The organism is Brevundimonas sp. KH_058 (genome assembly GCF_057838505.1).
Genome location: NZ_CM174469.1, coordinates 2159629 through 2175283, shown reverse-complemented (window position 1 = coordinate 2175283; position 15655 = coordinate 2159629). Strand labels below are relative to the sequence as shown.

Here is a 15655-nt window from a genome sequence, read left to right as displayed (position 1 = left end):
GGTCGGCTCCTGTGACTGTCGTCGGAATCAACCGTCTGCGATGGTCGATGTTCCCCGATCTTGCACCGTGCGGGCTGACATTTGGCCCATCTGCGGCTAGAAGCGCCGCCCATGAGCGCTCCGCAAAAGACCCCCGAAAAGTCGATGGCTGAATTGGCCGCCGAATACGGCCTGGCCCCCAATGAATATCAGGTCGTCCTCGACCGGCTGGGCCGCGAGCCCAACCATGTCGAACTGGGCGTCTTCTCGGTCATGTGGTCCGAGCATTGCTCGTACAAATCGTCCAAGATCCACCTGGGCAAGTTCCCGACCACCGGCGATCGCGTCATCTGCGGCCCGGGCGAGAACGCCGGCGTGATCGACATCGATGACGGCGACGCCTGCATCTTCAAGATGGAGAGCCACAACCACCCCTCCTACATCGAACCCTATCAGGGCGCGGCGACGGGCGTGGGCGGCATCATGCGCGACGTCTTCACCATGGGCGCGCGCCCGGTGGCTCTGCTGAACGCCCTGCGCTTCGGCGATCCCAGCCACGAGAAGACAAAGCGTCTGGTCAAGGGCGTCGTCTCGGGCATCGGCGGTTACGGCAACTGCGTCGGCGTGCCGACGGTGGCGGGCGAGACAAACTTCCATTCGGGCTACAACGGCAACATCCTGGTCAACGCCATGTGCGTGGGCATCGCCAAGTCGGACAGCATCTTCTATTCGGCCGCGCCCTCGGCGGGCCTGTCGGTGGTCTATTTCGGCTCCAAGACCGGCCGCGACGGCATCCACGGCGCGACCATGTCCTCGGCCGAGTTCGACGACGAGTCGGAATCCAAACGCCCCACGGTCCAGGTCGGCGATCCCTTCGCCGAGAAGCTGTTGATCGAGGCGACTCTGGAGCTGATGGCCTCTGGCGCCGTCGCCGCCATCCAGGACATGGGCGCAGCGGGCCTGACCTCCTCCTCGGTCGAGATGGCCGGCAAGGGCGGCGTCGGCATCGAGCTGAACATGGACGCCGTGCCCCAGCGCGAAGAGGGCATGAGCGCCTATGAGATGATGCTGTCGGAAAGCCAGGAGCGGATGCTGGCGGTCCTGAAGCCCGGCCGCGAGGCCGACGGCGAACGCATCTTCAAGAAGTGGGGCCTGGACGCCGCCACCATCGGCGTCACCACCGACACAGGCCGTCTGGTGCTGAAGCATCACGGCGAGACCGTCTGCGACGTGCCCCTGGCGCCTCTGTTCGACGACGCGCCCCTGTATGACCGCCCGTGGGTCCAGCCGGCGTTGCAACCGAAACTGAACCACGCCGAGATCCCCGCGCCAGAGAACTGGGCCGATGCGGTGATGAAGGTCGTCGCCTGCCCCGACATGGCGTCCAAGCGCTGGATCTGGGAACAGTACGACCGCCACGTCATGGCCGACACGCTGCAGGATTCAGCCACCGGCGCCGACGCCGGCGTGGTGCGGGTGCATGGCACGGACAAGGGCCTGGCCGTGACCTCGGACTGCACCCCCCGCTATGTCCAGAACGACCCCTATGAGGGCGGCAAACAGGCCGTGGCCGAGGCCTGGCGCAACCTGACCGCCGTGGGTTCGCGTCCTATCGCCATCACCGACAATCTGAACTTCGGCAATCCGCAGCGCCCCGAGATCATGGGCCAGATCGTCCGCGCCATCGACGGCATGGCCGAAGCCTGCCGCGAACTGGTCTTCCCCGTCGTTTCGGGCAACGTCAGCCTGTATAACGAGACCAACGGCGTCGCCATTCCGCCCACCCCGACCGTGGGCGCCGTGGGCCTGCTGCCCAACTATGACGTGGTGACCAACTTCTCGACCATGGCCGAGGGCGATACGCTGGTCCTGATCGGTCGGACGCATGGCGAACTGGGCGCGTCGATCTATCTGCGCGAGGTTCTGGGCCGCGAGGACGGCGCCCCGCCGCCCGTCGATCTGAAGCTGGAGAAGAAGACCGGCGACTTCGTGCGCGACCTGATCGAGGCCGGGGACCTGACCGTAGTTCACGACCTGTCCGACGGCGGCCTGATCGGCGCCGCCGCCGATCTGGTGCTGGCCTCCGATGTCGGCGTGACCCTGGACGCCACCAGCGCGACCCACGCCCACATCTTCCTGTTCGGAGAGGATCAGGCCCGTTACCTCGTCGCCGTGACCGACGCCGACGCCCTGATCGCCAAGGCGCGCGAGGCCGGCCTGCACGCCTCGGTCGTCGGCCGCGCGGGCGGCGACGCCTTTGGGTCCACCGACCTGTTCAGCATCCCCGTCGCCCATCTGCGCGAATGGCACGAAGGCTGGATGCCGGGCTGGCTGGGCGACGCCGCATGATCCGCGCCGCCCTGCCTGTCGCGTTGCTAGGCTTGCTGGCGGCCTGCGACGGCGGCGGTGATCCGGTGCAGCAGGCGCTGCGCGACACATCCGCCGCCAACCATGCGGCGGCGGCCCGCACGACGGCCGAGACCCAGGCCGCCAGCCACGCGGGTCACGATAAGGCCGGCCCCACCCCCGGCGATCGGGCCTTCGCCGCGTCCGAAGCCGAGATGCATGAGAAGATGGCCGCCGCATCCGGCCAGACCGTCGATCAGGCCTATGTCGCCAAGATGATCGCCCACCACGAAGGCGCCGTCGCCATGGCCGAAGTCGCCCTGCGCGACAGCCGCGACCCGGACATCCGCCGCATGGCCCAGAGCGTCGTGGATGCCCAAACGCGCGAGATCGCCGAAATGAAGGCCTGGGCGCCGACCGCCGCTGCGGCGAACTGAGCATGGGCAAGGAACCCTATCTCAGCGGCGGGAAACGGGCAGGTCCCTCCAAAGGCAAGGCGACGCCAACTGGACGCGCCCGGGCGCAAAAGCCGGAGCGGCCTGCCGGACGCCCGCCGTCCAAGCCTTCGCAGATCACGAGAGACGAACTGAAGCATTTCGCCTTTCGCGATCGCTCCAGGGAGGCGTTCCTGGATGAGCTCGACCCCCTGCTCCGCGCCTGTTTCAAGAGCGGCTTCACCCGACCCAATGAGGTCGCCGGCCTCCTGAACAAGGCGGGCAAGAGCACCGCCTGCGGCCAGCCGTGGACGCCTCACCTCGTCTGGGGTCTTCAACGCTTTCTGTTCGAGCGGCGCGAAAAGAAGAGAGCCTCTCAAACGGCTCCAGCGGCGCCGTCGGCCCCGGTTTTGAAACCCGCACCCTCAAACCAACGCGCGAAGGATTCGGCCGCTGAAGATATGGCGCGGTTGCTCGGCGCCATCGGCAGGGCGTCACGCCCTCGCTGACGTCATTGATCGGCAGGCTTCAGGCCACTTGCAGCGTCCTCAATATTCCTCATATTGAGGAACGAGGAGAGCGTCGTGCCGAACTCTATGACCCTGAACGTCCGCGTCACCGGCCCATTGAGTGACTTCGTTTCACAAAACGTGGGCAGGGACGGCGCCTATGAGAACGTCAGCGAATATGTCCGCGATCTGATCAGACGCGACCGCGAGCGAGTCGAGGCTGCGAGTTTCGAACGGCTCAAAGCCGAGCTGACGTCTGCCTTCGCTGCGCCTGAGTCCAGCTACACGGCTCTCGACGCCGACGCCGTGTTCGCTCGCGCCCGACGCTGACCAACGTGGCCGACTTTCGAATTCAGGAAGGGGCCAGCCGTCGGCTTGACGACATCTACGCCTACAGCTGCGAGACCTGGGGCGAGGCGCAAGGGCAGACCTACATCCGTCGCCTGTTCGCCTGTTTCGAGGACATCGCGGCCCGCCGGGTCACATGGCGCGCGATCCCGGCCGAGTTCGGCGTCGAGGGCTTCTACGTTCGGTGTGAACATCATTACGTCTATTGGCGCATACTGTCGGACGGCGCCGTCGGGATCGTGACGATCCTGCATGAACGCATGCACCAGATCGCGCGTTTCAGGGACGATGCGCCCGGCTGAACCGGCGCTTTGCTTAAGGGACCGTCCTATGGACGCGACGACGGCCGACACCATCTTCCGCCCCGCCATACCGCCCCGACGGACGGGCAAGCCCCTGTCGCTGCTGCCCTTCCTGTGGATCAGCTGGCGCGATCCAATCCAGATGTGGTCGGAGCGGCATTTCACCGAGCCGCAACTGCATGGCAACTCCGCCTTCGGCGAGATCCTGGTGGTCAGCCATCCCGAGGGCGTGCGTCACGTCCTGACCGAAAACGCCGCCAACTATGAGAAGGGCGACCTGCAACGCCGGGTGCTGGGGCCGATGCTGGCCGAGGGCCTGCTGCTGACCGAGGGCGAGGTTTGGCGTCGCGCCCGGCGCATCCTGGCGCCCCTGTTCACCCCGGCCAAGATGGCGACGCTGAACGCCCGTATGGCCGAGGTCTGTCACGCGCGTGTCGCCGCCTGGTCGCTGTCGGCGCGCGGCCGGGTGCTGGATATCGATAGCGAGATGTCAGGCCTGACCTTCGACATCCTGTCGGCGACCATGTTCTCGGACGAACTGGGCGGCGAGGCGCGCGGGTTCGAGCGGGCGCTGAACCAGTTCCTGGCGAATGGCGCGCGCATCGACCCGCTGGACGTGCTGGGCGCGCCGGATTGGGCGCCGCGCCTGGGCCGCCTGGCCAGCTTCCGCTCGGCCCGCTTCTTCGAGCAGCGCGTCACCACGCTGGTCGAGGCCCGCCGGGCCCGGATCGAGACCGGCGACGCCCCGCCCGCCGACCTGCTCAGCGCGCTTCTGCTGGCCAAGGATGAGAACGGCGGCCCCGGTTTGTCGGACGAGGAGGTCGCCGCCAACATCCTGACCTTCATCCTGGCGGGCCACGAGACGACGGCCCGCGCCCTGGGCTGGACCCTGCACATGCTGTCGCGCCAGCCGGAATATCTGGCGCATCTTCAGGCCGAGGCCGACGGTTTCGACGTGTCCGACCCCAAATGGGCCGACGGCCTGCCCTGGACCCGCGCCGTGCTGGAGGAGACGATGCGCCTGTTCCCGCCCGCCCCCACCATGGCCCGCAAGGCCCTGGCCGACGACGAGATCGGCGGCCAGACCATCAAGGCCGGCGCCACCGTCATCATCTCCCCCTGGATTCTTCAGCGCCACAAGCGACTGTGGGACGACCCCGACGCCTTCAAACCCGAACGCTTCCTGCCGCAAAACCGCAAGAGCATCGACCGCTACGCCTACATCCCCTTCAGCGCCGGGCCGCGCGTCTGCATCGGCGCGGCATTCGCCCTGCAGGAGGCGATGATCGCCCTGGCCGCCATCCTGCGCGTCGCAGATGTCGAGGCCCTGACCACGGTCGAGCCCCGCCCGGTCCACCAGATCACCCTGCGCAGCCGCGAACCCATGCGACTGCGCCTGAGGACGCGGCGCAAGGGCTGATCAGCCCAATCTTGGCCGCAAATCCAGCGCGTCGTGGACCGTCGAAACCGGATCGCCGCGATGAGCACCACGCCCGCTGAACCCTCTGCCGCCGGGACGGTGGACAAGGTGGCGAAGGTCACCCTGGCCTTCTGGTTGATGAAGATCTGCGCGACCACGGTCGGCGAGACCGGCGGCGACCTGGTGTCGATGACGCTGAAGGTCGGTTACGCCGTCAGTTCGCTGATCCTGCTGGCCTTCTTCGTGATCACCCTGGTCGCGCAACTGCGGTCCAAGCGGTTTCACCCCGCCCTCTATTGGCTGGTCATCCTGTCCACGAGCACGGCGGGCACGACCCTGTCCGACTTCATGGATCGCAGCCTGGGCCTGGGCTACGGCACGGGCGCGACGATCATCGCCTGCGTCCTGATCACCGTACTGACGGCCTGGCGGATCACCTATGGATCGCTGAAGGTCGATCATATCCGCGAGCCGGGGGTCGAGACCTTCTACTGGCTGGCCATCCTGGCCTCGAACACCTTGGGGACCGCGCTGGGGGACTTCTTGGCCGACACCTCGGGCCTGGGTTATCTTTGGAGCAACGTCCTGATCTCGGGCGGCATCGCCCTTACCATCTTGGCCTGGAAGTTCACCCGCATCTCGACCACCGTCCTGTTCTGGATCGCCTTCGTCCTGACCCGACCCTTCGGAGCGACCATGGGCGACCTGCTGACGAAATCGCACGCCAAGGGCGGCCTGGACTTGGGCACCATCGGATCGACGGCGGCGTTGCTGGGCCTGCTGGTCGTATTGCTGATCGCCACCACGGCCGATTATCGCAAATGGTTCAGCGGAGCGCGTCCCGCGTGATCCGCCGCGTCTCACCTTTGAAGTTGGGGCTGACCTCGGCCGCGATCGCCCTCGCCTGCTCCTACATCGTCGCCATCGCCCTGAGCGGCAATGTCCACACCGTCATTCCCGGCGAGCTCTATCGCGCCGGTCAGCCGCGACCCGGCCTGTTGGACCGGATGGAGCGCCAGCACGGCATCCGCACCGTGCTGAACCTGCGTGGTCCCAACCCCGGCTCACCCTGGTATGATGACGAGGTCGCCGACAGTCGTCGCCTGGGCATCCGGCACATCAACTTCCGCATGTCGTCCAAGGAAGAACTGACGCCGCCAGAGGTCCGCACCCTGATCGCCATCATGCGCGATGCGCCAAAGCCGTTGCTGATCCACTGCGCCGGCGGATCGGATCGCACAGGCCTGGCGTCGGCCTTCTACGTCGCCGCCATATCCCGAGGCGGAGAGACGCGCGCCGAGGACCAGCTGTCGCTGCGCTTCGGCCATATCGCCCTGCCCAACCTGGACGCCTACGCCATGAACCGCACCTTCGAACGGATGGAGCCGGAGCTGGGCTATCCCAACAGCTAGACGCCGTCGCCGTTCCGCCACGAACCGTCTATAGGTCGCGCGGTCCTCGCATCGGAACTCGCTCTTGCGCACCGCCGTCCTGCTCCCTCCGGGTTGTCTCTTTTCCGAAGCTCAGCCGAACTCAATGGAGACGGTGGTGCGGACGATGGCGGGCGCCGACCACGACGGAGAGACGCGCATCTTCTGCCGCAGCGGGGCCGATGACCATAATATGCCCGGCGTCGAGGCCTTGCCGGGCGGACGGGTCCGCATGACGACCCTGATCGAGCGACTGCGCGCCTTTCGACCCGACGTGATCGAACATCATCAGCAGGTGAAACAGGCGATGGCGGTGCAGCAGGCCCTGCCCGAGACGCCCCATCTGCTCTATCGCCACAACGCCCTGCGCCCGCCGCGCCATTCCATTGACCGCTGGCGCTATGGGGCGCGCTACGCGCGGCTGGACGGCCTGGTCTTCGTCAGCGCAGCCGAGCGCGACGCCTTCGTGCGGGCCTTCCCCGACCTGGACGAGCGGGCGTTCGCCGTGCCCAACCCCATCGACGCCAGCGCCTGGCTGGCCTCGCCCGAGGATCGACAGCCGGTGATCGCCTTCGCCGGACGCGCCATGCCGGAGAAGGGCGTCGATGTCCTATGCGCCGCCCTGCCCGCCGTTCTGGACGCCCATCCCGACTGGCGCGCCGTGTTGATGCTGAACGACTGGGACGATCATGCGCGCTGGGCGGCCCGGCATGTCGCGCCGCTGGAGCGGTATGGCGACCGGGTCGAGGTGCTGAAGTCCGCGCCGTTGGCGCAGGTGCGGCGGCGGATGCAGACGGCGGCCATCGCCCTGACGCCGTCGGTCTGGGACGAGCCGTTCGGCCTGACGGCGATCGAGGCCCATGCAGCAGGCGCGGCCCTGATCTCGTCCGGCCGCGGGGGCCTGCGCGAAGCCAGCGGGCCGCATGCCCTCTATGTCGATGCGGTGACGTCGCAGACGCTGGCGGCGGCGATGAAGCGGTTGATCTCGGCGCCCGAGGAACGGCTGGCCCTGGCGCGCGCGGGCCAGGCCTATGTGCTGGCGACGCACACCCCCAAACGGCGGGCGGCCGATCTTCAGGCCGTGCGCCGGACCCTGATCGAACGCCGCCGGGCCGCCGCCTGACGGCTCAGAGAACCGGCACGGCCTGGGATAGACGCCCGCCGACGCGGATCGGCTCGACGCGCGTCGCCAGCCCGGTCTTGTCGTCGGTCTCGACGAAGACGCCGCAGATCGTCGCCGGACCTGATGCGGGCATGTAACGACCGCCCGAAATGCGGGTGGTGAAGCGCCGCAACGGCTCCTCCTTTTCGTTGCCGATGACGCTGTCATAGTCGCAGCAGCCGCCGGCGTCGGTCTGATAGGCCGTGCCGCCGGGCAGAATCTGACAGTCGGCGGTCGGGACATGGGTGTGGGTGCCGACCACCAGCGAAGCGCGCCCGTCGCAGAAATGCCCCATGGCCATCTTCTCGGACGTGACCTCGGCATGCATGTCGACGATGACCGCGTCGGCGACAGCGCCCAGCGGAGCAGCGGCCAGTTCGCGCTCTACCGCGCCGAACGGATCGTCCATCGGGTCCATATGCACCCGGCCCAGCACGTTCATGACCAGAACGGTGCGGCCCGAATGGGTCTCGAACAGATTGGCCCCGGCGCCCGGCGCATCCATCAGGCGCGGATAGTTGGCCGGCCGGATCAGGCGCGGCTCACGCACGATATAGGTCAGCGCCTCGCGTTGGTCCCACGAATGGTTGCCCAGCGTCAGACAGTCCGCGCCCGCCATGAACAGCTCGCGCGCCGTGTTCTCGGTGATGCCGAACCCGCCCGCCGCGTTCTCGGCGTTGATCACCACGAAGTCGAGCTTCAGGTCCCGTTTCAGGCCCGGAAGATGATCGCTGATGCCGTCACGACCGGACTTGCCGATGACGTCGCCGAAAAATGCCAGTCTCATTCGTGAAAGCCTTTAGCACGATCCGACCAATCCTCGACCGTCAGGCCAGCGACGCGTTCGAACTCGCCTGTGTTGCGGGTGACGACAGTCAGCCCCCGACTGCGGGCGTGACCCGCAATCTGATAGTCATAAGGTCCGATAGGGCGTCCCTGACGCTCCAGCACGGCGCGGATGGCCGCCGTATGCCGTGCGGCGTCTTCGTCGAAGGGAAGAATGTCAAGACGCGCCAGAAACGCCTCCAGCAGTTCGGCGCGGCGGGGATCCGCCAATTTGTTCGGACCTACCGCCAGTTCCATGACGACGACCGTCGAGAGATACAACGGCTCGCGCTCGGTTCTCAGACGGTTGATCAACGCAGCGCTGCGTGTCCGCAAAATGTCGATGCAGATGCTGGTGTCCAGCATAAAGCCGGTGCTCACCAGTCCTCCCGCTCTTGCATCCCCGGCTGATCCCGATCCGGCCAGTCCGGGATGCCGGGCCGGTCAAAGAAGTCGTCCCACAAGGCGTTCAGCGGCACCAGGCGCAGGCTCTTGCCCTCCTTGATGACGCGAAGCTCCTTCACGTCGTCGGGAAAGGCGACGGCCTTGGGCAATCGCACGGCCTGCGAACGGTTGGACTTGAAGACCGTGGCTTTCAGCGGAGGGCTCATGGCGTCGATATCGGCCTAGCGCATGTATATGTCAATGGGATATGCCACAATCCGCATAGCCCGCCTCGGTCAGAATCCCATCCAGTCGGACATCGTGCGGTTCCAGGTCCAGCCGCTCGACCTTCTGGCCGACGTAGGCGAAGCCGATGCGAAGCGCGTCGGGGCGGGCGGCGAAGGTGCGGTCGTAATAGCCGCCGCCCTGGCCCAGACGACCGCCCTGATCGTCGAAGGCCAGCAGGGGCGTCAGGATCAGGTCGGGCGTGACGACTTGCGCCAGCGGCAGGGGCGCGGGGCATCCGGCGGCGTCCAGTTCCAGCGGCTCCCCGGGCGACCAGGCGCGAAACTCCATGGGGGCGTCGCGCTGGACCACCACCGGCAGGCACAACCGGCGGCCGGCGGCCTCCAGCGCCACGGCCAGAGCGTCGGTATCCAGTTCGGATCCCATGGCGCGATAGAGGGCCACGATCTCGGCGGGCGGCAGGGCGTCCGCATGATCCGCCGCACGAGACGCCGCCAGGGGATCGATCTCGGCCAGCCGCTTGCGAAGCGCCCGCGCGGCGGACCGCAGTTCATGCTTGTCCTGGATCATTCGGCCACCCCTACCAATGCCCCGACCCTAGCGAACCAAAGCAACGCGTACGCAATAGCAAAACGCACTCAGTAGCGGAGCGACCGCAGCCGGTCAGCGCGCGCGCTCAAGCAGGGAGCGACCGTGTCGCGAGAGATAGCGCAAGCGTGCTCATGCAGCGAGCCGCCGCGCGGCGAGCGGTAGCACACAAAAAAAGAGAGAAGTTGGCGGCGCCGCAAGAACCGTGAAGGGCGTTTAAATCCTCTCGAACCTGGGTAGCCAGGTGGGCTCCATATGCCCAGGCCCTCAAGCCCGGACAGGGACAGATCCCTTTGAGTGAATTAAGGTCGCGAGGAAATGTATGCCTTCGACGTGGGCCGCAGCAAGACCCGCCATCGAGCAAGATAGGCCGTCGCCTCGCCTTGCGCCAGCCTGCGTCGAATCTTTGATCAAATCCCCTGGGCGATCTTCTCGATCCGGGCGGCGACGGCGTTCAGCGCCTCGGCGACCCCGTCCGTCGAGGCCGGCGCCGGGGCCAGTGTGGACGGCCCCGCCTTGCCGCCGTTCAGGCGCGCCTCGTGCAGTTCGTCGGCCAGGATCAGGGCGGACATCAGGAACAGCCGCAGGTCGCCGACATGGCCCACGTCCTGGGCCACCTGGCGCACCTGGTTGTCGAACTGTTTGGCCAGGATGCGGACCCGCTCTTCCTGACCGTCGGCGCAACCCACCGCATAGGGCCGCCCGTTGACCTCCACCGTCACCGTCGCCATCAGCCGGCCTCGCTTTCAGCCAAGGCTTCGCGCACGGCCTGGGCGGCGCGGCCCAAGGCGTCGGAGGCCTCGCGTCCTGCAGCCTCCAACTCGGCGACGCGCTGATCGCTGGCACGGGGCGCGAACAGGTCGTCGTCCGCGATGACGGGCGCCGAGGCGGGGCGCGCCTTCAGCTCCAGAATCTTGCGTTCCAGTTCGGCCAGGGCGCGGTCGATACGCGTCCGTGCGGCCGTGGTGGCGTCTGCCATCGGTCGCTCCTTCAAATTGCGTATAGAACCCGAGGACGCGCCGGGGTAAAGCGGCGCGCCCCCTTTTTCCGCCTTCCCAACAGAGGTCTCCACAGTGACCGACGCCAAAACCGCACCAAAGGCCACGCCCGAGCAGATGGCGAACGCCATTCGCGTCCTCGCCATGGACGGGGTCGAGAAGGCCAAGTCGGGCCACCCCGGCATGCCGATGGGCATGGCCGACGTCGCCACCGTGCTGTTCAGCCGCTTCCTGAAGTTCGACGCGAGCCGCCCCGACTGGGCCGACCGCGACCGCTTCATCCTGTCGGCCGGTCACGGCTCAATGCTGATCTACGCCCTGCTGCACCTGACCGGCTACAAGGCCGCGACCAAGGAAGAACTGTCGAACTTCCGCCAGTGGGGCTCCAAAACCGCAGGCCACCCGGAATACGGCCACATGCCCGGCGTCGAGGTCACCACCGGCCCGCTGGGCCAGGGCCTGGCCACCTCCGTCGGCTTTGCGATGGCCGAGCGTCACCTGGCCGCCAAATACGGCGACGACCTGGTCGATCACCGCACCTGGGTCATCGCCGGCGACGGCTGCCTGATGGAAGGCGTGTCGCAGGAAGCCATCGCGCTGGCCGGCCGCTACAAGCTGAACAAGCTGCACGTCCTGTGGGACGACAACGAGATCACCATCGACGGAAAGGTCTCCCTGTCGGACACGACCGACCAGAAGGCCCGCTTCAAGGCCGCCGGCTGGGCGGTCAAGGCCATCGACGGCCACGACATGAACGCCATCAAGGCCGCCATGAAGTGGGCCACGCGTCAGGACAAGCCGACGCTGATCGCCTGCAAGACCAAGATCGGCAAGGGCGCCGCCACCATGGAAGGCAGCCACAAGACCCACGGCGCCGCCCTGGGCGCGGCCGAGATCGCTGCCACCCGCCTGGGCCTGGCCTGGGATCACGAACCCTTCGAAATGCCTCAGACCATCGCCGACGCCTGGCACAAGGTCGGCCGTCGCGGATCGAAGGACCGCAAGAAGTGGGAGGCCCGCCTCGCCGCTTCCGGCCAGGCCGCCGATTTCACCCGCGCCATGAAGGGCGACCTGCCTGAGGCCGCCTTCGACGCCCTGAACGCCAAGATCGCCGAACTGATCGAGACCCAGCCGGCCCAGGCCACGCGCCAGTCCTCAGGCGCCGCCCTGGACCAGGTCTTCGCCGCCATCCCCGAACTGATCGGCGGCTCGGCCGACCTGACCGGCTCGAACAACACCTTCGTCGCCGGCACGCCGATCCTCGACGCGCCGGCCTATGAGGGCCGCTACGTCAACTGGGGCATCCGCGAGTTCGGCATGGCCGCCGCCATGAACGGCCTGGCCCTGCACGGCGGGGTCATCCCCTATGCCGGCACCTTCATGGTCTTCTCGGACTACAGCCGCCCGGCGATCCGCCTGGGCGCCCTGATGGGCGTGCGCGCCATCCACGTCCTGACGCACGACTCGATCGGCCTGGGCGAAGACGGCCCGACGCACCAGCCGGTCGAGCATCTGGCGGCCCTACGCGCCATCCCCAACCTTATGGTCTTCCGCCCCGCCGACACGGTCGAGGCCATGGAATGCTGGAAGATCGCGCTGGAGACCAAGACCGCGCCTTCCGCCATGGCCCTGTCGCGCCAGAAGACCCCGGCCGTCCGCACCGTCGCCTCGACCGAGAACCTGTCGGCCAAGGGCGCCTACGAGATCAAGGCGGCGAACGGAGAGGCCAAGGTCACACTGTTCGGCACCGGTACGGAACTGGCCCTGGCCCTGAAGGCCGCCGAGACGCTTGAGGCCGAAGGCACGCCCACCCGCGTCGTTTCCGTCCCCTGTTTCGAACTGTTCGAGCAGCAGGACGCCGCCTACCAGGCCTCGGTCATCGGTCGCGGCACGGTGCGCGTCGCGGTGGAAGCCGCGATCAAACAGGGCTGGGAACGGTTCATCGGCGAAGACGGCGCCTTCATCGGCATGACCGGCTTCGGCGCGAGCGCGCCAGCCGAAGTCCTGTACGACAAGTTCGGCATCACGACCGACGCCGTCGTCACGGCGGTCAAGGCGCGGCTTTAATATCGCATCTCCCTCTCCCCTTGCGGGAGAGGGAGACCGCGCACGGCGGCGCAAGCCGTCGTTCTGGCGCGGTCGGGTGAGGGGTCACACCGACCGCGACGTCCAGCATCAACCGACCCCTCATCCGGCCCTACGGGCCACCTTCTCCCGCAAGGGGAGAAGGGACGGTGGAGTAGACGATGAAACCCGGCGTTTTCGGCCTTCTTCTGGCCCTCAGCCTGACGGCCCCAACCGCCCAAGCCCAGACGCCCCCCATCGCCGAAAACCCCATCGTCATCGGCCGGTCCTACGCCCTGCCCTTGGCCATCATGGGCGCGACGCGCGAGATCAACGTCTGGCTGCCGCCCGGCTATGCTGACAACGGCAAGACCTATCCCGTTCTCTATGTCCTCGACGGCGGTCAGGATCAGGACTTCCACCACATCTCGGGCCTCGCCCAGCTGGGAACCGTCGTCGGCACGACCCGCGACGTCATCGTGGTCGGGATCGCCTCGGTGGATCGCCGCAACGAACTGGCCCTGCCCACCACCGATCCCGACCTGATCGCCCGCTATCCGACGCAAGGCCAGTCCGAGCGGTTCCGCCGTTTCGTCGCCGAAGAGGTCCAGCCTTTCATCGAAACTCGATATCGCACCAGCGGCGAGACGGCCCTGATGGGCGAATCGCTCGCCGGCCTGTTCGTGGTCGAGACCTTCCTCAAGGAACCGCAGATGTTCGACGCCTATGTCGCCGTCAGCCCCAGCCTGTGGTGGGACGGGGGCGAACTGGCGCGTCAGTCCGGCGCCCGCCTGCGCGACCAGTCGAACGCCCCGCGCACCCTGATCCTGACCCTGGGCGACGAAGGCCCCGAGATGCAGGCGCCGATGGACGTCCTGACCGCCAATCTGCGCGACTACGCCATGCCGGGCGTGACCTGGATCTTTACGCCCCGCCCGACCGAGACCCACGCCACCATCTATCACGGCGCCGCTCTGGACGCCTTCCGCCAGCTCTATGCGGAGCCTGTGAAATGAGCCGGTCCATGCACCGCCTTGGGGCCATCAGCCTGCTGGTCCACGACTATGACGACGCCGTCGCCTTCTATGTCGGCACGCTGGGCTTCGAGCTCAGCGAGGACACGGACATGGGCGGCGGCAAGCGCTGGGTGCGGGTCACCCCCAAGGGCGGCGAGACCAGCCTGCTGCTCGCCCGCGCTGCGACCGACGACCAGCAGGCCCAGGTCGGGAACCAGGCCGGCGGCCGCGTCTGGCTGTTCCTCGAAACCGACGACCTGATGCGCGACCACGCCGCCTGGCCTGCCGCCGGCGTCCACTTCCGCGAAACCCCGCGACATGAGACCTATGGCAAGGTGGTGGTCTTCGAAGACCTCTACGGCAATGCCTGGGACCTGATCGAACCCGCTACCGGAGCCTGACCGCGATGAAACTCGGCACCCCGCTTTCCGACACCGCCGTCCGCGTCATGCTGCTGGGCGCGGGCGAACTGGGCAAGGAGGTCGCCATCGAGCTTCAGCGGCTGGGCGTCGAGGTCGTCGCCGTGGACCGCTATCCCAACGCTCCGGCCATGCAGGTGGCCCACCGCAGCCACGTCATCCCCATGACCGACCCTCAAGTGCTGAACGGCCTGATCATGGCCGAGGCCCCGCACTTCATCGTGCCGGAGATCGAGGCCATCGCCACCGAGGTTCTGGCCGAAATCGAGGCCGCCGGCATGGCCGTGGTCATCCCCACCGCCCGCGCCGTGCAGTTGACCATGAACCGCGAGGGCATCCGCCGTCTCGCCGCCGAAGACCTGGGCCTGCCCACCAGCCCCTACGCCTTCGCTGGCTCGGCCGTGGATCTGGCCGCCGGCGCCGAGACCGTCGGCTATCCCAACTTCGTCAAGCCGGTCATGTCCTCGTCCGGCAAGGGGCAATCCTTCGTCGAAAGCGCCGATGAGATCGCCGACGCCTGGACCTACGCCCAGGAAAGCGGCCGCGTCGCCGGCGCGCGCGTCATCGTCGAGGGCCGGATCGATTTCGACTTCGAGATCACCCTGCTGACCGTCCGCTCGCGCGGCGCCGACGGACAAATCCGCACGGACTTCTGCGCCCCCATCGGCCACCGTCAGGTCAAGGGCGACTATGTCGAGAGCTGGCAGCCCCAGGCCATGACGCCCGCTGCGCTGGCCGCATCGCAGGACATCGCCGGCAAGGTCACGGACGCGCTCGGCGGTTTCGGCGTCTTCGGCGTCGAACTGTTCGTCAAGGGCGACCAGGTCTGGTTCTCCGAAGTCTCGCCCCGCCCCCACGACACCGGCCTGGTCACCCTGGCCAGCCAGACCATGAGCGAGTTCGCCCTGCACGCCCGCGCCATCCTGGGCCTGCCGATCGACGTGACCCAGCGCGAGCCGGCCGCCAGCGCCGTCATCTACGGCGGCATGGAAGCGCAAGGGGTCGCGTTTGAGGGCGTCGCGGAAGCCCTGTCCGTCCCCACCGCCGACCTGCGCCTGTTCGGCAAACCCGAAGCCTTCGAGCGCCGCCGCATGGGCGTGGCGACCGCGCGCGGCGCCGATGTCGAGGAAGCCCGCGAACGGGCCCGAGAAGCCGCCGGGCGCGTGAAAGTGGTGCGGGGCTGAC

Annotated in this window: 19 protein-coding genes and 1 other RNA gene; 13 read left to right on the top strand and 7 right to left on the bottom strand. The window is 67.5% G+C overall.

Features of this window, described 5'->3' with window-relative positions:
• Positions 1–111: 111 nt before the first annotated feature.
• The 9 genes from purL (at position 112) to AC3ISA_RS10480 (ending at position 7891) form a co-directional block, all read left to right on the top strand.
• Positions 112–2328: a phosphoribosylformylglycinamidine synthase subunit PurL gene (purL, locus tag AC3ISA_RS10520; RefSeq protein ID WP_489177846.1), complete on the top strand. Its 2217-nt coding sequence runs from the start codon at positions 112–114 to the stop codon at positions 2326–2328.
• Positions 2325–2762, top strand: a complete 438-nt coding sequence (locus AC3ISA_RS10515) for a DUF305 domain-containing protein (RefSeq protein ID WP_489177845.1) — start codon at positions 2325–2327, stop codon at positions 2760–2762. Before purL ends, AC3ISA_RS10515 begins: the two co-directional genes overlap by 4 nt.
• Before the next feature lie 2 nt (positions 2763–2764).
• Positions 2765–3268, top strand: a complete 504-nt coding sequence (locus AC3ISA_RS10510; protein WP_489177844.1) for a hypothetical protein — start codon at positions 2765–2767, stop codon at positions 3266–3268.
• Positions 3269–3343: 75 nt separating this feature from the next.
• The gene (locus AC3ISA_RS10505; protein ID WP_372694199.1) at positions 3344–3598 is read left to right on the top strand and encodes a ribbon-helix-helix domain-containing protein; all 255 of its coding nucleotides are present in this window, start codon (positions 3344–3346) and stop codon (positions 3596–3598) included.
• A gap of 5 nt (positions 3599–3603) precedes the next feature.
• On the top strand, positions 3604–3918 hold the full coding sequence (locus AC3ISA_RS10500) for a type II toxin-antitoxin system RelE/ParE family toxin (protein WP_489177843.1): 315 nt from the start codon (positions 3604–3606) through the stop codon (positions 3916–3918).
• A gap of 28 nt (positions 3919–3946) precedes the next feature.
• Positions 3947–5338 (top strand): cytochrome P450, encoded by a 1392-nt coding sequence (locus AC3ISA_RS10495; RefSeq protein WP_489177842.1) that lies wholly within the window; start codon positions 3947–3949, stop codon positions 5336–5338.
• Positions 5339–5398: 60 nt separating this feature from the next.
• Complete coding sequence (locus AC3ISA_RS10490; protein WP_489177841.1) at positions 5399–6187, top strand: COG4705 family protein; 789 nt, start codon at positions 5399–5401, stop codon at positions 6185–6187.
• Positions 6184–6750 carry a tyrosine-protein phosphatase gene (locus tag AC3ISA_RS10485; protein WP_489177840.1) on the top strand — a complete coding sequence of 189 codons (567 nt, stop codon included), beginning with the start codon at positions 6184–6186 and terminating at the stop codon, positions 6748–6750. Before AC3ISA_RS10490 ends, AC3ISA_RS10485 begins: the two co-directional genes overlap by 4 nt.
• 145 nt (positions 6751–6895) lie before the next feature.
• Complete coding sequence (locus AC3ISA_RS10480) at positions 6896–7891, top strand: glycosyltransferase family 4 protein (RefSeq protein ID WP_489180095.1); 996 nt, start codon at positions 6896–6898, stop codon at positions 7889–7891.
• A 4-nt stretch (positions 7892–7895) separates the two neighbouring features.
• On the opposite strand, the gene AC3ISA_RS10475 is transcribed toward AC3ISA_RS10480, so the two are convergent.
• From AC3ISA_RS10475 to AC3ISA_RS10445, 7 genes are all read right to left on the bottom strand, one after another.
• Positions 7896–8717: a TIGR00282 family metallophosphoesterase gene (locus AC3ISA_RS10475; RefSeq protein WP_159849512.1), complete on the bottom strand. Its 822-nt coding sequence runs from the start codon at positions 8715–8717 to the stop codon at positions 7896–7898.
• The gene (locus AC3ISA_RS10470) at positions 8714–9136 is read right to left on the bottom strand and encodes a type II toxin-antitoxin system VapC family toxin (RefSeq protein ID WP_489177839.1); all 423 of its coding nucleotides are present in this window, start codon (positions 9134–9136) and stop codon (positions 8714–8716) included. The genes AC3ISA_RS10475 and AC3ISA_RS10470 overlap by 4 nt, the downstream gene beginning before the upstream one ends.
• A complete protein-coding gene (gene vapB, locus AC3ISA_RS10465; RefSeq protein ID WP_372694215.1) occupies positions 9133–9366 on the bottom strand; it encodes a type II toxin-antitoxin system VapB family antitoxin in 234 nt (77 codons plus the stop codon). Before vapB ends, AC3ISA_RS10470 begins: the two co-directional genes overlap by 4 nt.
• Positions 9367–9397: 31 nt before the next feature.
• Positions 9398–9955 (bottom strand): 5-formyltetrahydrofolate cyclo-ligase, encoded by a 558-nt coding sequence (locus AC3ISA_RS10460; RefSeq protein ID WP_489177838.1) that lies wholly within the window; start codon positions 9953–9955, stop codon positions 9398–9400.
• A gap of 205 nt (positions 9956–10160) precedes the next feature.
• Positions 10161–10323, bottom strand: a non-coding RNA gene (gene ssrS, locus AC3ISA_RS10455) — 6S RNA.
• Between the two features lie 60 nt (positions 10324–10383).
• The gene (locus AC3ISA_RS10450; RefSeq protein WP_135194907.1) at positions 10384–10704 is read right to left on the bottom strand and encodes a cell division protein ZapA; all 321 of its coding nucleotides are present in this window, start codon (positions 10702–10704) and stop codon (positions 10384–10386) included.
• A complete protein-coding gene (locus AC3ISA_RS10445; protein ID WP_489177837.1) occupies positions 10704–10952 on the bottom strand; it encodes a hypothetical protein in 249 nt (82 codons plus the stop codon). Before AC3ISA_RS10445 ends, AC3ISA_RS10450 begins: the two co-directional genes overlap by 1 nt.
• A 94-nt stretch (positions 10953–11046) precedes the next feature.
• On the opposite strand from AC3ISA_RS10445, the gene tkt reads away from it, so the two are divergent.
• From tkt to purT, 4 genes are all read left to right on the top strand, one after another.
• A complete protein-coding gene (gene tkt / locus AC3ISA_RS10440; RefSeq protein WP_489177836.1) occupies positions 11047–13038 on the top strand; it encodes a transketolase in 1992 nt (663 codons plus the stop codon).
• 179 nt (positions 13039–13217) lie between these two features.
• Positions 13218–14051, top strand: coding sequence for an alpha/beta hydrolase (locus AC3ISA_RS10435; RefSeq protein ID WP_489177835.1), 834 nt, complete (start codon positions 13218–13220; stop codon positions 14049–14051).
• A gap of 8 nt (positions 14052–14059) precedes the next feature.
• The gene (locus tag AC3ISA_RS10430; RefSeq protein ID WP_489177834.1) at positions 14060–14452 is read left to right on the top strand and encodes a VOC family protein; all 393 of its coding nucleotides are present in this window, start codon (positions 14060–14062) and stop codon (positions 14450–14452) included.
• Between the two features lie 5 nt (positions 14453–14457).
• Positions 14458–15654, top strand: coding sequence for a formate-dependent phosphoribosylglycinamide formyltransferase (purT, locus tag AC3ISA_RS10425; RefSeq protein ID WP_489177833.1), 1197 nt, complete (start codon positions 14458–14460; stop codon positions 15652–15654).
• Position 15655 lies beyond the last annotated feature (1 nt).

Excerpts from the sequence above, each read along its gene's own strand:
- purL (WP_489177846.1), top strand. The coding sequence starts at position 112 with ATGAGCGCTCCGCAAAAGACCCCCGAAAAGTCGATGGCTGAATTGGCC.
- AC3ISA_RS10515 (WP_489177845.1), top strand. The coding sequence starts at position 2,325 with ATGATCCGCGCCGCCCTGCCTGTCGCGTTGCTAGGCTTGCTGGCGGCC.
- AC3ISA_RS10510 (WP_489177844.1), top strand. The coding sequence starts at position 2,765 with ATGGGCAAGGAACCCTATCTCAGCGGCGGGAAACGGGCAGGTCCCTCC.
- AC3ISA_RS10495 (WP_489177842.1), top strand. The coding sequence starts at position 3,947 with ATGGACGCGACGACGGCCGACACCATCTTCCGCCCCGCCATACCGCCC.
- AC3ISA_RS10490 (WP_489177841.1), top strand. The coding sequence starts at position 5,399 with ATGAGCACCACGCCCGCTGAACCCTCTGCCGCCGGGACGGTGGACAAG.
- AC3ISA_RS10480 (WP_489180095.1), top strand. The coding sequence starts at position 6,896 with ATGGCGGGCGCCGACCACGACGGAGAGACGCGCATCTTCTGCCGCAGC.
- AC3ISA_RS10475 (WP_159849512.1), bottom strand. The coding sequence starts at position 8,717 with ATGAGACTGGCATTTTTCGGCGACGTCATCGGCAAGTCCGGTCGTGAC.
- vapB (WP_372694215.1), bottom strand. The coding sequence starts at position 9,366 with ATGAGCCCTCCGCTGAAAGCCACGGTCTTCAAGTCCAACCGTTCGCAG.
- AC3ISA_RS10460 (WP_489177838.1), bottom strand. The coding sequence starts at position 9,955 with ATGATCCAGGACAAGCATGAACTGCGGTCCGCCGCGCGGGCGCTTCGC.
- AC3ISA_RS10450 (WP_135194907.1), bottom strand. The coding sequence starts at position 10,704 with ATGGCGACGGTGACGGTGGAGGTCAACGGGCGGCCCTATGCGGTGGGT.
- AC3ISA_RS10445 (WP_489177837.1), bottom strand. The coding sequence starts at position 10,952 with ATGGCAGACGCCACCACGGCCGCACGGACGCGTATCGACCGCGCCCTG.
- AC3ISA_RS10435 (WP_489177835.1), top strand. The coding sequence starts at position 13,218 with ATGAAACCCGGCGTTTTCGGCCTTCTTCTGGCCCTCAGCCTGACGGCC.
- AC3ISA_RS10430 (WP_489177834.1), top strand. The coding sequence starts at position 14,060 with ATGCACCGCCTTGGGGCCATCAGCCTGCTGGTCCACGACTATGACGAC.
- purT (WP_489177833.1), top strand. The coding sequence starts at position 14,458 with ATGAAACTCGGCACCCCGCTTTCCGACACCGCCGTCCGCGTCATGCTG.